The organism is Segetibacter sp. (assembly GCF_025963695.1).
In the GTDB taxonomy this organism is placed as follows: Bacteria; Bacteroidota; Bacteroidia; order Chitinophagales; family Chitinophagaceae; genus Segetibacter.
Genome location: NZ_JAOQAH010000031.1, coordinates 52756 through 67475 on the forward strand (window position 1 = coordinate 52756; position 14720 = coordinate 67475).

Sequence of the window (14720 nt, forward strand, 5' to 3'; positions counted from 1 at the left end):
CAAAATGTAAACGCTCGCCCTGATTTTCGGACTTAGGTTACAATATTTAATTCAGAAGGTGGCGGAGGTAGTTCCCCAAGGCCGGTAACTTCTTTGCCTCCATCTTCCACTTTTGTAGAAGTAACACCAATAGAAGCGGTTACCCAGGTGAAGAACTTTGCTATGCTTTGACTGTCGGCCGTATCAAGACTAACAACATTTTCAGTAATTTGTTTTAGCAGGTTAGTATCTGCACCACTACCCGCAGCACAAGCGACGGTAAAAGCTGTTTTGCGTTTTTTAAATTCCTCCAACCCCACTTGCCAATCATCTGTTGGTATACCATCTGTCATAATAAAGACTAGTGGTTTCCAGTCACCTTTTTGCTCCGCAGTTGTTTTTGCAACCTCATTGTCGATGCAAGTTGAAACAACCTTTAGAGCATCACCCAGGCAAGTAGTACCTGTAGCCTTAATATCTACCATCTGGAAAGAAGCGAGGTCCGTAAGCGGTACCACCTGCTTCGCAACACTATCAAATGTAATAATGCTGATAAAAGCTGTTTCGATAGCCTGGGGATTTTGGCGCAATGAACTAATCATCACTTGTACACCATTTTTTACTGCTTCAATCGGCTCCCCGGTCATTGAACCTGAAGTGTCTAATAATAGATAGACTGGTAATCTTCTCATTGTTATAATTATTTAAATTGTGAAGTAAATTCCGGGTAAAGCTACATGCAAATCCTGCGCCTCCGGCTTTATAAATTGGCAGGCGAACCCGGTATATAAGTTCATTAGGTTTATGAGAATTTTAAAAGCCCCACCCGTTTTAAGTCCAATCAGTACTTTTGAATATATTCTTGCAATTAGCATACAATAATGCAAATTTAATTTCCCTAAGGGTATTTATTCTGACACAAAAATTCTTAATTGATAATTGAATTACATAATAGAAATAGCTACCTCTAATTATGCCTCTACTGCTGCTGCAGTAGCGGGCGGTGCAAGCCGGATAGAACTTTGCGCTGCGCTGTCTGAGGGCGGCATCACTCCTTCTTTTGGCTATTTAAAAAAATGTCGTAAAGATTTTACGGTTCCGTTGTTCCCTATTATTCGGCCCCGCGGGGGCGATTTTTCATATACAGATGAAGAATTTGAGATTATAAAACAAGATGTAATATTTTGCCGCGAAACAAATTTTGAAGGTATCGTAACTGGTTTTCTTGCAACGGACGGAAGCATTGATAAGGAGCGCATATTAACGATTGTAGAACTCGCGTATCCTATGGAAGTTACTTTTCACCGCGCATTTGATCGTTGTAAGAATCCTTTTGAAGCTTTAGAAGACATTATTAGTGTTGGATGCAAACGAATACTTACTTCGGGACAAAAACCGACAGCACCCGAAGGCGCCGATCTTATCCAGCAATTAATCGGGCAAGCTGAAGACCGAATTGTTATTATGCCCGGAAGTGGTGTAAGAAAAGAAAACATAGCCATTTTAGCGAGGACAACCGGTGCAAAAGAGTTTCATTCTTCCCTAAGTTCAACAACAAAAAGTAATATGCGCTTTATTCACCCTGATTTTGAAAACGAAGCAGGGGATTATAGCATAAACACTGTTTGGGCAGAAGAAGTTCAATTGCTTTTTAATGCCTTTTTATAGTTTGGCTTGATAATATACTTTACGTTGATAAAATGCTTTTACCCATGAGTGAAAATAATACAAAGCCTACTGCGCAAATGAGACGCATTTTTCCTGAAGAAATGGAAAGACAATTTTATAAAATCCTGGTTAGAGACGGAATGAACGCCGATAAAGCAACAACATGCGCAAGAGTCTTTACAGAAAATAGTGTGGATGGAGTGTATACTCACGGGGTAAACAGGTTTCCAAGGTTTGTTCAATATATAAAAGACAAGCATGTAATTACAGAGGCTGAACCGGTCTTAAAAAACACACTTGGTGCGGTAGAACAATGGGATGGGCAATCGGGGCCGGGAATTACAAATGCGTTATTCTGCACCGACAGGGTAATGGAAGTCGCCCGAAAAAGTGGAATTGGTTGCGTAGCTATAGGCAACACAAATCATTGGATGCGTGGCGGAACCTATGGCTGGAAAGCAGCAAAAGAAGGTTTCGCTTTTATTTGCTGGACAAACACAATTGCTAATATGCCTGCATGGGGAGCCCAACAGAACCGTCTTGGAAACAATCCCCTGATTTTTGCCGTTCCTTACGAGGATGAGGCAATTGTTCTTGATATGGCTATTTCACAATTTTCGTTTGGAAAAATAGAATTGATGAAAATGCAAGGCGAAAAACTACCGGTCGCCGGCGGTTTTGACAAAAGTGGCGATTTGTCTACCGATCCCGTAGCCATTATGGACAGTAGTCTTTTACTTCCGGTGGGTTACTGGAAAGGGTCCGGGCTGTCGTTGTTATTAGACATTTTAGCCGCTATTCTTTCCGGTGGTTTGGCTACAAACGAAATCAGCAAACTACCTGCGGAGACAAATGTTTCGCAAGTGTTTATTGCTATTGATTTATCGAAGCTGCAAAGCACGTCTGCAATCAGCCAAACTTTGCAGGAAATAATCCAGGATTATAAAAGTGCAACGGCTCTACCGGGAAAGTCAGTGCGCTATCCAGGTGAAGGAGTAGTAAAAACAAGAAAAGAAAATCTTGAAAGAGGAATACCGGTTAACTTAAAAGTTTGGAACGAAATTATGGGCCTTTAAATCTGATTTGTCATTCCTTTTCCACAAGGCCTTTTGCCAAACCTTTCCATTGAAGTTTTGAACCACCAAAAATTGCCCCGATACCTGTAGCCACGTCTCGAACTTTGTCCATAATTTTTCCGGTATCGGTGTTAGGCTTCGTGTTACGGTCGTAAATAGTAGCAGTAATTTTGTTTCTTTCTCTTGTTACGATAAATGTACTTGTAGATTCTTCAGAGTAAAAGTGTGCAATACCCTCTTTGTTGTTCAGAGGACTTGTTGAAGGCCTTACGCGTAAACCAACACTGTCCACATCACCTTGAGATACTTCTTTTACGTCTTCGACCTGCACCCAGTCATACCCATCTCCGGCACTGCTGCCTGGCCCCGGAACATCAATCTTAAAGTAATCACCTTTTTCTACGCTGCGGCTTACTTCGTGCCCATTTTTATCAATTAGTTGAAATTCTGCACTAGCCTTTCCAGCTACATCGTGCCAACCATTAACAGCAAGTAAACGGCTTTTTACCGTAGCAAAAAAAGCCCTGGCATCTTCAGTACTCGAAAATTCTTCAGTAGCTGCAGAATCTATTATTACCCCCGTTTCCTGGTGAGGAATTAGTCCTGTATAATTTTTTTCTTCCATTACAGCACCAATTAAAATTTTATGCCATAGGAATTGTCTTACCAAAGCAACCGGTAACACCATGTGGACGCCATTACATTTAAGCACACTTTTTCTAAAACTTACATTATACAGAGGAACAAAAGTTGCAATATGATAATTTTCATCAAACCATTACCTGCTTTAAAAAATACATACATAAATGGATAACAATAAAAAACTGAAAGAACAGACGGCTTTGGTGACGGGAGCAAGTAGTGGAATAGGAAAAGCAGTTGCTATTGCCCTTGCTAGTGAAGGAGCAAAAGTTGTTATTAATTACTCTTCCCACCCCGAACGGGCAGAAGAAGTTGTTGCCGAAATAAAAGCAAACGGTGGAACTGCCATGATATATGGGGCAGACGTAAGTAAAGAAGATGAGGTTCAGGCAATGTTTCAGGCAATGTTTAAAGAATATGGAACTATTGATATTTTAGTAAGTAATTCAGGAATACAGAAAGATTCCTCTTTTGCAGAAATGATACTAGCGGATTGGCAAAGAGTAATTGATGTAAATCTTACCGGGCAGTTTTTATGTGCAAGGGAGGCAGTAAAAGAATTTTTAAAAAGAGGAGTAGTACCAGAAAGAAGTGCTGCAGCAGGAAAAATTATATGCATGAGCAGTGTGCATGAAGTAATACCATGGGCAGGCCATGCAAATTATGCCGCCAGTAAAGGGGGTGTTATGCTGATGATGAAATCAATGGCACAAGAACTTGCTCCGCATAAAATAAGAATAAACAGCATTGCGCCAGGAGCTATTCAAACACCTATTAATAAAGAGGCCTGGGAAACACAGGAGGCGTTGGACAAACTACTTACACTAATACCCTACAAGAGAATCGGCAAGCCGGAAGACATTGGTAAGGTTGCCGTCTGGCTGGCCAGTGACGAGTCTGATTATGTTGTCGGCACTACCATTTTTGTTGACGGTGGTATGACTCTATATCCCGCGTTTGCTTCTAATGGATAATTATCGAACAGATTTTGCGCAACCTGGAACGGCTTATGCACGTTTTCAAAAAAAAGCATTTTATTTCTTAAGACATTGCCTTTTTATCTTTTGAACCATTTTTGATTTTATAAAAGAGAATTGTTGCTGATAATAAAAAGGTTACTGCATTTGCTAAGCTGACCGGTAAGTTTTTGGTATAAACACCATAAAGAAACCAGGTTAAGGTGCCAAAGGTGAATAACGAATACATGGCTAGAGAAATAGAAGAAGTGTCTTTAGTGCGAATAGTTTTTAATGCCTGAGGAACAAAAGATACGGTGGTACAAAAAGCTGCCACCAATCCGGCCACTGATACCCAATCCATATATATAAGTTTTTAAATTATTGTTTACAAACCTTCTGGTTAAGAAAAATAATGCCACTTTTCTGCTGTGGCTATTAGCCGGGGCAAATTGTACCAGTTTTAAAATAATTATTAGCAAAGGGATTAAGTTTCTTTAGCAATCAGCAAATGAAGAAACGGCACGTGGTGAATTTGTTCTACATGAAGAGGCTGAATAATTAACTGTGATAAAAAATATGGCTAATACCCGATTTTATCCTCCTTATTTTTCCATTGTTCAAAAACCTTTAACGCCTCACTTCGGCCAATTGAAATGATAGGTATTTTACGCGCGGCGTGATCGCAACTCAACTCTTCGTAAATCATAGAATCATCGAAACCTATGGCAGCAGCGTCGGTTCGGGTGTTAGCAAAATAGACTTTTTTAGGACGGGCCCAATAAATGGCACCCATACACATGGGGCAAGGCTCGCATGAAGTATACACTTCACAATCGCTTAGCTGAAAAGTTTGAAGATTTTTGCAAGCATCGCGTATAGCTACCACTTCTGCATGTGCAGTTGGGTCATTTGTAGAAGTTACGCTATTATTTCCCTGGCCAACAATGGTATCGCCTTTCACTATCACACACCCAAAAGGCCCGCCCTGGTTGCCTGCAATTCCGCGGGCAGAAAGTTCAATAGCCTTTTGCATAAAAAACGCTTCTCTTGTCATTTACTTTACTTTTCGGTACACATGTAAATATAGTTTAGCCTCACCATTTATTGCAGATGCGATACTTTTATAAGGTAACGAATAAAATGCAGCTAAACATAGCATGAGCTATAGTTGCACAATGAGATGCGGATGAAAGGATTGCGACGCAACAATGAATAAACAAGGTTATACAGCCGGTATTAAAGAAGTTGACAGATATAGCCGACAACTAGTTAATATGACGGTACGAAAATGGCAATTACTAACCAAAATATTAATAATACAAAATGATTACAGATGTTATACAAAACGCCCATTTATACGAAGGGTTGAATGAAAGATTTAAAAGGGCTTTTACGTATTTGAATGAAACCGATTTTTCTGCGATGGAGATGGGCAAACACGAGATTGAAGGTGATAACATATTTGCAATCGTTAATGAATTTGAAACAAAAGACAAGCACGAGTGTGAGGCAGAAGCACATAAAAAACACATCGATATTCAATATTTAGTAAAGGGAACTGAAATGTTTGGTTATGCGCCGCTAACAACTCAAAAGCCAGTTACAGATTATGATGAAGCAAATGATGTGGCGATTTACAAAGAGGCGGTCTCTTATTTAAAACTTGAAGCAGGCATGTTTATCATTTTTTACCCAACAGATTTACATCAACCCGAAGTGCGCGAATTTGAACCAGTGCTGGTTAAAAAAGTCGTCGTAAAAATCAAGATCTAACATTTCTCAAAACTTACATTCCGATAGCATTACATGCGTAAACTTTGTATAAGTATAATAGTCGTTTTATTAATAGCAAGCTTCCATTCAGTTGCACAGCAAGCACTTCCAACCCCCAATAACATACAAAAGCTGTTTGCCAGTGGCACTCGTACACAAGACGGGCGCCCCGGCCCAAAATACTGGCAGAACGCTGCTAACTATGAGATAGCTGCCATTTTAAACCCATCAACATTACTACTAAAAGGGGCTGAAACAATTACTTATACCAACAATAGTCCGGATACTCTTTTTGAGATAGTTTTTAAGTTATATCCAAACATCTTTCAGAAAGGTGCAGAGCGCGAGACATCGGTGGCTGCAGAAGATATCGGTGAAGGGATGATAATAGATGGAATTAGTGTAGCAAACAGCCCGGTGCTCACATACTCTATCAACGGCACTAATATGAAGGTTGCCATTCCGCCAATGCTCCCAAAACAGCATATTGTTTTCCATATAAAATTTCATTACTCACTAAATAGTGGCCCAGGTATGCGTACAGGGCAAGTGGAAAAAAATACTGCTTTTGTGGCTTACTTTTTTCCACGCATTGCCGTGTACGACGATATAGATGGCTGGAACATGAATCAATATGTAGGAACGCAGGAATTCTACAACGACTTCTGCAATTTCAAAGCGACGGTAACGGTCCCGAAAAATTTTGTTGTTTGGGCTACAGGCGACTTAAAAAATTGCAATGAAGTTTTTACGGACACATATTGCAATAGGATAAAACAAGCGGAATTATCAGACTCCGTTATTGATATCATCGCAGCCCAAGACCTTGCTGCCGGCAACATTACCACTGACCAACCCATAAACACCTGGGTGTTTGAAGCAAAAAATGTTACTGACTTTGTGTTTGCTACCAGCGACCATTACGTATGGAAATCAGCGAGCCTGGTAGTGGATTCAACGACCGGGAGACGAACAAGAGCCGATGCAGTATTTAATCCAACGCATACGGACTATAACGAGGTTATTAATTACAACCTCGCAACCTTGCAGGCTATGAGCTATTCATTTCCCAAATGGCCCTACCCCTACTCTCATGAAACCGTTTTTGATGGACTAGACCAAATGGAATACCCGATGATGGTAAATGACAATCCAACCTCTACGGCTGCTGAGGCCATTACACTTACCGATCATGAGATTTTTCACACCATGTTTCCATTCTATATGGGCATTAATGAAACAAAGTATGGATGGATGGACGAGGGATGGGCAACCATGGCAGAATGGCTTATATCGCCCATGATTGACTCAACTATTATCGACACCTATGGACTGTCTTCTTACGAAAATGCAGCCGGTAAAGAAATCGACATGCCTGTTACCACACTTTCCACACAGCTTAGCGGTGCACCTTTTTTTCTAAACTCTTATGTAAAGCCTGCTTTGGGCTACCTATATATTAAAGACTATTTAGGTGATGAAGTGTTTACAAAAGCATTGCATTATTACATCAATCAATGGCAGGGAAAACATCCTATGCCATATGATTTTTTTAATTGTATGAACACCGGCTCCGGCAAAAATCTTAACTGGTTTTGGAAGCGATGGTTTTTCGATAACGGCGTGCCCGACCAGGCCATTAGTAACGTAAAAAAGAAAGGAAATAAGTATGAAGTAACGATTACCTTAAAAGGAACTAAACCTGTACCCGTAGACTTACAGGTTACGCTTGAAGACAATACAGTTATAAAACAGCACAAAAGCATTGAAGTTTGGCAGGATGGTAATACAACCACAAAAGTGTCTTTTAAAACAGCCAAGGGCGTTACCAAAATAGTTTTAGGCAGCACCTACGCGGTAGATATACATAAAGCCGACAACACCTGGACGGCGAAGTAGATTTTATAGTGGAACAAAATTTTGGAAGCCGGCTTCAGTTCTCTATTCATTATTTGTTGCGTCGCACCCTGTAGCAGCATAACCTCGTTAACCTTTTAATGCAAAATATCTACGGAATTTGTAGGAGTGATAGGTTTAACAACCAAAAAAGAAGTTCGGGAACAAATAACAGGCATTTTACTGGCGCACTATTAAGGTAAAAAAAGGGCCCCCTGTAGAAACAGCGGGCCTCTAACGATTGCTTGCCATATGAAAAAGGTAGAATATTTTCTTATTTGAGAGTAACTGTATTAAAAAGGTACGCTTTTAATACGTTCGCTGAAGCAAAAATAGGAGAAAAAAGCAAGCGAAAAACAAAAATATAAAACATTTTTATTTTACTAATATATTTATTACTGTCTCTTTTACGCATTTATTGTTATTACTTCTTATTTTTTGGTAGGTTTGCTGCTTCTTAATTTCATACTTTTAAGTATAATGGATTATAAAAACATAAAAGATTTTTTATAATGAAAGAATACTCGATCTTAGAATCCTACCAGGAACAACCCCATATTTGGGATGAAATGATTGCTTCTTCAGGTATCAGATCTTCGTATAAAAATTTCGTTTCTGCTATTGAAGATCTTTCGGGGACAGAAATGAACCACAAAGACGAACTGGCCAAGAAATTATTTATGAGCCAGGGAATTACTTTTACAGTGTATAATAGTGGAGAAGGCATTGAAAAAATTTTTCCATTTGATATTATTCCCAGGATCTTAGAAAACAAAGAATGGAAATTAATTGAGGCAGGAATAAAGCAACGGTTGAAAGCATTAAACATCTTTCTAAAAGACATTTATCATCTTCAATTTATTATAAAAGATGGAGTAATACCGGCGCAGCTCATTTACTCATGCCCGAACTTTTTAAGGGAAATGGTAAACGTAGATGTTCCTTTTGATATCTATACCCATGTTGCCGGGGTTGATCTGATTCGGGATTCTGATGGTTCATTTTATGTACTTGAAGATAATTTAAGAACACCCTCAGGCGTATCGTATATGCTGGAGAACAGGAGTATTACTTATCGCATTTTTCCTGACTTGCTCCCAAAAAACAATGTAAGGTCTGTAAAAGAATATCCTGACCTTTTATACAAAAATTTACTTTCTATTGCCAACCGCCAGATTAGTGACCCAACGGTTGTTTTACTCACACCCGGAATTTATAATTCTGCCTATTTTGAACATTCCACACTGGCAAGATTAATGGGTATTGAGCTGGTAGAAGGACGAGACCTTGTCGTAGACAATCACTTTGTTTATATGAAAACGACAAAAGGATTAAAAAAGGTCGATGTCATTTATAGAAGAGTGGATGATGAATTTTTAGATCCCCTGGTTTTTAGACCGGATAGTGCATTGGGTGTACCGGGAATTTATTATGCATACCGAAAAGGAAATGTAGCTATCGTAAACGCAATGGGAAATGGGGTGGCCGATGATAAAGCAATCTATACTTATGTGCCTCAGATGATTCGGTACTACCTGAACGAGGAGCCAATATTAAAAAACGTTCCAACTTATCAGTTGTCCGATGAGGATAACAGAAAATTGGTATTTGAGAAAATGGACGAGATGGTTATAAAAAAGACCAACGGATCAGGGGGATATGGAATGCTGATCGGCAACAGTGCAACAGAGGAGGAAATGGAAAGTTTTAAGAAAGCAATTATCGAAGACCCCAGAAGTTATATTGCCCAACCGATCATTAGTTTATCATCAACACCTTGCTATATAAACGGCGTTTTGCAACCAAGGAGGGTCGACCTTCGGCCTTTTGCTTTATGCGGACCAGATGGAATTGACATTGTTCCGGGCGGACTAACAAGGGTCGCATTGAGAGAAGGTTCTCTCATTGTCAATTCGTCGCAGGGTGGGGGCAGCAAAGACACATGGGTGCTGACTTAGCCCCGACCCTAAAGCGAGGAAGAAGGATCACGAAACATTGTAGGAACATGGAACACGGATGAGCCGTGTCGGGCGGAATAGAGCAAGATCTTTTTGCCAGCCAGCAGGATTGCTGCCAGGAAACGTTGTTACGTTGCACCTTTGTACAGCTTAGACATCTTTCATCGGCTGATAAAAAACATCGATGCGGGAAAGATAATAGAGCTGAAGAAAAAGCTGCACAAACAGTTGCCAGTACAAGTGAGTGACACAACGAAGATGCTATTGATGCAAATGTCGGCAACCAAAATACATTAGCAGTAGTTCGAAAATGATTAAATAAAATTTAAAAGCCCCTTTAGGGGTTGGGGTTAACATATGCTAAGCAGAGTTGCAGATACTATTTATTGGATGGCGCGATACATGGAAAGAACGCAGGGGATGCTTCAGATTTTGCGAACCAACTACATTTCTTCGCAGGATGAGATCAATGATTTTAGCTGGAAGCCTTTATTGAACACTTATGGAAGCGGACTAAATAAAGGAGAAATTGCAAAAATAGAGAAAGACACTCCGAAAGTTTTTGAATACCTGGTTTTGGATAAGTTGAATTCTTCGTCTGCCTATAACAACATCACACAGGCACGAGAAAACGCCCGTGCCATTCAGGATCACATAACGAAAGAATTGTGGCAATGCCTGAATAATTATTATCATTTTGTACGTGAACCCGAAATTGAGAACCAGGTAAAATATGGCGACCCGGTAACAGCAATTGATTTGCTGATAAGACACGGACTATTATTTACCGGCACCGTTAAAAATACGATGACGAGGGATGAAGGTTATACTTTTTTACACCTGGGCAAGTTTCTTGAACGTGGTATAATCACGACAGATATTCTGAGGATTAAAATAAATGAAATAGAACCTGAAGGGTTTCAATCGGTAGATGCAAGGGGTTTAAGATATCTTTTGTATTCCCTTTTTGGCTACGAAATTTACATGAAAACTTACAAAGGGAACTTTTCAATTGACCAGGTTTTGGAATTGGTTATTTATAACCCTTTTTTCCCACATTCCGTAATTTACAGCCTGGAGCAGTTGAACAAATATTTTCAACGGCTGCAACCGGAAAGCTTGCCGGAGAATTATGAAGAGCTTGAATTTCTGATAGGAAAAAGTTTGAATAATGTCAAGTACAGCAATTTAGAAGCTGAAAATGTAAAATCGCTCAACCAGTTTTTGATCCAAACAAGAAAGGATTTAATAGAGATCGGAAATGCTTTTAGCCGATACTATTTTGGAAATAGTTAAAATAGAAAAGAGAAATGCCCGCTTATAAAATAAAACACATTACCCGTTATACGTACGCCTCGCCGGTTATTGATTGCACTAACCAAATTATGTTGTACCCTGTGATTGATGACCGTTTGGAAGTAAAAAGTCATGAGATAAAAATTACCAATAATCCTGACATCGAAGTTTTTTCTGATTATTTTGGAAACAAGGTTGGAGCATTTAGCGTAATAAAACCACATACAGAATTATTGATCGAATCTACTGCCGAGGTCATTACAAAGCCGGTGTTGGTTCCGATGGATGAAATGTCGGCGGAAGATCAATGGCAGCATTTAGAGGATATAAAAGATGGCATTGAGTTTTTTGATTTTTTAAAACAGGAACCGTTTCCGTCGGCAACTGAAGCCAAAGAAACTTTAAGCGAAGTCGTTAACCTGGCAGAAAAGCCTTTAAAAAATGCGCTCGTTCTGTCTGAGTATGTCTACGACAACTTTACTTACCAAAAAGGTGTAACCAGTATTGAAACACCAATAGCTGAAATATGGAAACTCAAAGCCGGGGTTTGCCAGGATTTTGCGCATATGCTGCTCGTTATGTTACGCATGTTTAAAATACCCGCCCGATATGTGAGCGGGTATATCTGCCCTAAGGAATCTGGCGTTCGGGGCGAAGGTGCTACGCATGCGTGGGTAGAAGCATATATACCCTTCTATGGCTGGCTTGGTCTCGACCCAACTAACAATACGATTGTTACAGATGGTCATGTAAAAATAGCTGTAGGCCGAAACTTTGCCGATTGCACTCCTGTAAAAGGCACCTACAAAGGTTCGGGCGAACACACACTGCAAGTAACCGTGCATATTGAAAACGGCAAACCCCGGGCGATGCCTGCACCTACGGAAGTACCCAATTATACATATACAGTACAAAATAAAGAAGTACCTATAAACTCTTATAGAAAATACCTCGAAATACAGCAACAACAGCAACAACAGCAGTAGACTCTTGCCCCCCTTGCTCTTGCATATTGCCTATTGCCTATTGCATATTGCCTATTGCCTGTTGACTATTGCATATTGCCTGTTGCCCCTTGCCCGTTACCTGCAACCCCCACGTACCAACTGTTAAGCCCCAGCTTCCTCTCCCCTTTCACCATCCTAAAAACACCATCCCTACGCCGCAGATTAGAATGGTTAGGCCGCTCAAAGAATGCATGTATTTCTCAAGTTTCTCTGTTTTTAAAAAACCCAGTCCATAATAGCCAAACACGACCATTATTAGCATAACGGCTAAAGTGAAAATGGTATAAACAACTATGAGGAGAAGCATACCGGATGTAGAGTTTTTGGCTGCAGGAAAATAAAGCAATGGAATCATCGGTTCGCAAGGACCCAATACAAAAATCAGGAACATTACCCAAGGCGTTACTACATGCCTTTCGCCTGGTGCAACTGCCTGTCCATCTTTATGTTCGTAAACATAAATTGACTGGTCATCATATACATCGAAGTGTTTATGCAGCCGACCTCGTTTAGCTGTAACTAACCCCCACATGGCATATGCTGCGCCAAAAGCAACTAACGCCCATCCTGCTATTCCGCCTCTTACATTTTCAAACCAATTCACTTTCGACAACGACCAACCTAAAGCTGCACCGCCAAGGCCGAGTAAGACAGAACTCCATACATGTCCGCATCCGCATATAATTGTCCAGAAAATTGTTCTTGAAAAAGACCATCCGCGCGATTTGGATAAAGCAATGAACGGAACATAATGATCAGGCCCTGCCAGTGTATGCAAACAGGCAATTGTTACCGCCGCCATCATCAATACTTCTATTTCGGTTTGCATTATTTATGCCCTTTCTTTAAAATGCAATAAAAATTGCGCTTCGCTTAATGTTACTTTTGATACAAGCATTTGTTTTTCATAGCCCCACTGTTGCGACGCTCCGTTCATCGTCAACACTTATAGCATCTTCCGCTTTCACGATCGTTGTGCAGTAAAATCATACAAGCTGTTTAAGTGAAAAAAGATTATTCAAAGACTGTAAACAATTGTACAATTGCTCTGCTTTATACCCCAGCAAACGAACAATTACACCATTAACTGGCAAAGCAGAAACACCGAAACAAATATTCTCTTCAACTGAAAGCCTGTCATTTATTTCAGCGATCAATTCATTAACAATAATTGTTTCTTTTATATAAATCAGGCTAGCCTGGTGCGTAAAACCTTCCAATTGACCAATTGATTTTACATTGATCTTCGAAGGTATAATTAACAGGTTTTCTTTAACCACCAGCCTTCCATTCAAAAATATCTTTGCCAGGTTTTGATACTTTGTAAATGCAAATTCTTCCCCGTTTAGTTTCCTTCCGCAAGTAAGCACTTCACCCAATGTCAGGCTACAGCCTTCAGACAAATAGATATTATTTGTTGCAACAAAATCAGACGACTTATGTGGAACGGAAGGATGAGGCAAATAACAAAAAGAGGACCTTTTACCCATGTGTACTTCCATCGTCTGGGAAGCCCCTTTCTTCATATCGAACAGCCTCTGGTAAGATTGAGTTTGTAGCTGCAGAGAGCAATCTTCCTCAAGATCAATTTTTATCTGGTATTCATCACCATCCAAAATTCCCGGCGACGAACTCATCAACATCAACTGCAAACAATGATCATTTTTGTTTTCAGTTATGTCGGCGATTTTAAATGGCGGGGTGAAAAAGCAATTTTTCAGACTGGTCTTATTGTTTTTAACAGCTGTACGGATGTGAAGAAGTGCTTTCAAATTATTCTATCTGGGGTCTGCTTTTAAAGTTCCAATAACTCTTTTAACTGAACAATGGTTAAGATTTTAAGCGAAGGAAAGTCGAGCTGTTTTAATACATTAAAATCTTTATCCTCAGTAACTATTGCCACTGCATTTGCAGCTATAGCACAGTCGATGAATTTGTTATCATCCGCATCATTAGTTATAAGATTGAAATAAAAGTAACGGACAGTTTCTATAACAAAGGGAGAATTTATAAGCGTAGTAATAACAGATTGAGCTGTTTGTGCGTTCATGTGTTCTTCGATCTTCTCATGATATTCCAAAAGAATATCGTAGGTAACACACAGTTCAATAGTCCCATTAAGAATAGATTGAAAGATACAATGATAGGGAGATTTAGATGAAACACTAACTAAAAGAACATTGGTATCAACAACGATTCTCACAAAGAGTGTTTATGATAAGGCGTTTGCATGTTGGCACTAAGCAATTCCTCGACTTTCTTCTCATCCCAATTTTCATTTTCCCATATTTCGTCTGCATGCCTGATAGCCTTTTGAGCAAAATATTCTGATATCATTTTTTTAATGGCTAGCAAGTCTTTTTCATCGACATCACTTTTGCATAGCTGAAGAAGTTCTAATTGAATATTGCTAAAAGGAGATTGCAGAGCTTCCATTTCAAGATTATTTGTTTAAAGTTACAGCGC

General features: G+C 39.7%; 16 protein-coding genes. 8 read left to right on the forward strand and 8 right to left on the reverse strand.

Annotated elements, in window-relative coordinates; genetic code table 11:
* Positions 1-32 precede the first annotated feature (32 nt).
* Positions 33-671 carry a VWA domain-containing protein gene (locus tag JWR87_RS04830; protein WP_297816237.1) on the reverse strand — a complete coding sequence of 213 codons (639 nt, stop codon included), beginning with the start codon at positions 669-671 and terminating at the stop codon, positions 33-35.
* Between the two features lie 247 nt (positions 672-918).
* On the opposite strand from JWR87_RS04830, the gene JWR87_RS04835 reads away from it, so the two are divergent.
* Together JWR87_RS04835 and yiaK are read left to right on the forward strand one after the other, a co-directional pair.
* Positions 919-1647, forward strand: coding sequence for a copper homeostasis protein CutC (locus tag JWR87_RS04835; RefSeq protein ID WP_297816239.1), 729 nt, complete (start codon positions 919-921; stop codon positions 1645-1647).
* 44 nt (positions 1648-1691) lie between these two features.
* A complete protein-coding gene (gene yiaK / locus JWR87_RS04840; RefSeq protein ID WP_297816241.1) occupies positions 1692-2723 on the forward strand; it encodes a 3-dehydro-L-gulonate 2-dehydrogenase in 1032 nt (343 codons plus the stop codon).
* Positions 2724-2733: 10 nt separating this feature from the next.
* Here the strand turns inward: yiaK and JWR87_RS04845 are convergent, their stop codons facing one another.
* A complete protein-coding gene (locus tag JWR87_RS04845) occupies positions 2734-3435 on the reverse strand; it encodes a hypothetical protein (RefSeq protein WP_297816243.1) in 702 nt (233 codons plus the stop codon).
* Positions 3436-3529: 94 nt separating this feature from the next.
* Here JWR87_RS04845 and JWR87_RS04850 point away from each other — a divergent pair, with 94 nt between their 5' ends.
* Complete coding sequence (locus JWR87_RS04850; RefSeq protein WP_297816245.1) at positions 3530-4339, forward strand: SDR family oxidoreductase; 810 nt, start codon at positions 3530-3532, stop codon at positions 4337-4339.
* Positions 4340-4406: 67 nt separating this feature from the next.
* On the opposite strand, the gene JWR87_RS04855 is transcribed toward JWR87_RS04850, so the two are convergent.
* The gene (locus JWR87_RS04855; protein ID WP_297816247.1) at positions 4407-4685 is read right to left on the reverse strand and encodes a SemiSWEET transporter; all 279 of its coding nucleotides are present in this window, start codon (positions 4683-4685) and stop codon (positions 4407-4409) included.
* A 219-nt stretch (positions 4686-4904) separates the two neighbouring features.
* Complete coding sequence (locus JWR87_RS04860) at positions 4905-5378, reverse strand: nucleoside deaminase (RefSeq protein WP_297816249.1); 474 nt, start codon at positions 5376-5378, stop codon at positions 4905-4907.
* 269 nt (positions 5379-5647) lie between these two features.
* Here JWR87_RS04860 and JWR87_RS04865 point away from each other — a divergent pair, with 269 nt between their 5' ends.
* The 5 genes from JWR87_RS04865 (at position 5648) to JWR87_RS04885 (ending at position 12233) form a co-directional block, all read left to right on the forward strand.
* Entirely contained in the window at positions 5648-6097 is a 450-nt protein-coding gene (locus tag JWR87_RS04865) for a YhcH/YjgK/YiaL family protein (RefSeq protein ID WP_297816251.1), read from the forward strand.
* 33 nt (positions 6098-6130) lie between these two features.
* The gene (locus tag JWR87_RS04870; RefSeq protein ID WP_297816253.1) at positions 6131-7996 is read left to right on the forward strand and encodes a M1 family metallopeptidase; all 1866 of its coding nucleotides are present in this window, start codon (positions 6131-6133) and stop codon (positions 7994-7996) included.
* A gap of 509 nt (positions 7997-8505) precedes the next feature.
* Complete coding sequence (locus JWR87_RS04875; protein WP_297816255.1) at positions 8506-9951, forward strand: circularly permuted type 2 ATP-grasp protein; 1446 nt, start codon at positions 8506-8508, stop codon at positions 9949-9951.
* Between the two features lie 357 nt (positions 9952-10308).
* Positions 10309-11247 (forward strand): alpha-E domain-containing protein, encoded by a 939-nt coding sequence (locus tag JWR87_RS04880; protein WP_297816257.1) that lies wholly within the window; start codon positions 10309-10311, stop codon positions 11245-11247.
* Positions 11248-11261: 14 nt separating this feature from the next.
* Positions 11262-12233 carry a transglutaminase family protein gene (locus JWR87_RS04885; RefSeq protein ID WP_297816259.1) on the forward strand — a complete coding sequence of 324 codons (972 nt, stop codon included), beginning with the start codon at positions 11262-11264 and terminating at the stop codon, positions 12231-12233.
* A 148-nt stretch (positions 12234-12381) separates the two neighbouring features.
* On the opposite strand, the gene JWR87_RS04890 is transcribed toward JWR87_RS04885, so the two are convergent.
* The 4 genes from JWR87_RS04890 to JWR87_RS04905 form a co-directional block, all read right to left on the reverse strand.
* Complete coding sequence (locus JWR87_RS04890) at positions 12382-13083, reverse strand: hypothetical protein (protein ID WP_297816261.1); 702 nt, start codon at positions 13081-13083, stop codon at positions 12382-12384.
* A 157-nt stretch (positions 13084-13240) separates the two neighbouring features.
* Positions 13241-14026 carry an urease accessory protein UreD gene (locus tag JWR87_RS04895; RefSeq protein WP_297816263.1) on the reverse strand — a complete coding sequence of 262 codons (786 nt, stop codon included), beginning with the start codon at positions 14024-14026 and terminating at the stop codon, positions 13241-13243.
* Positions 14027-14049: 23 nt separating this feature from the next.
* Complete coding sequence (locus JWR87_RS04900) at positions 14050-14457, reverse strand: putative toxin-antitoxin system toxin component, PIN family (protein WP_297816264.1); 408 nt, start codon at positions 14455-14457, stop codon at positions 14050-14052.
* Positions 14454-14690: a hypothetical protein gene (locus JWR87_RS04905; protein WP_297816266.1), complete on the reverse strand. Its 237-nt coding sequence runs from the start codon at positions 14688-14690 to the stop codon at positions 14454-14456. The genes JWR87_RS04900 and JWR87_RS04905 overlap by 4 nt, the downstream gene beginning before the upstream one ends.
* Positions 14691-14720 lie beyond the last annotated feature (30 nt).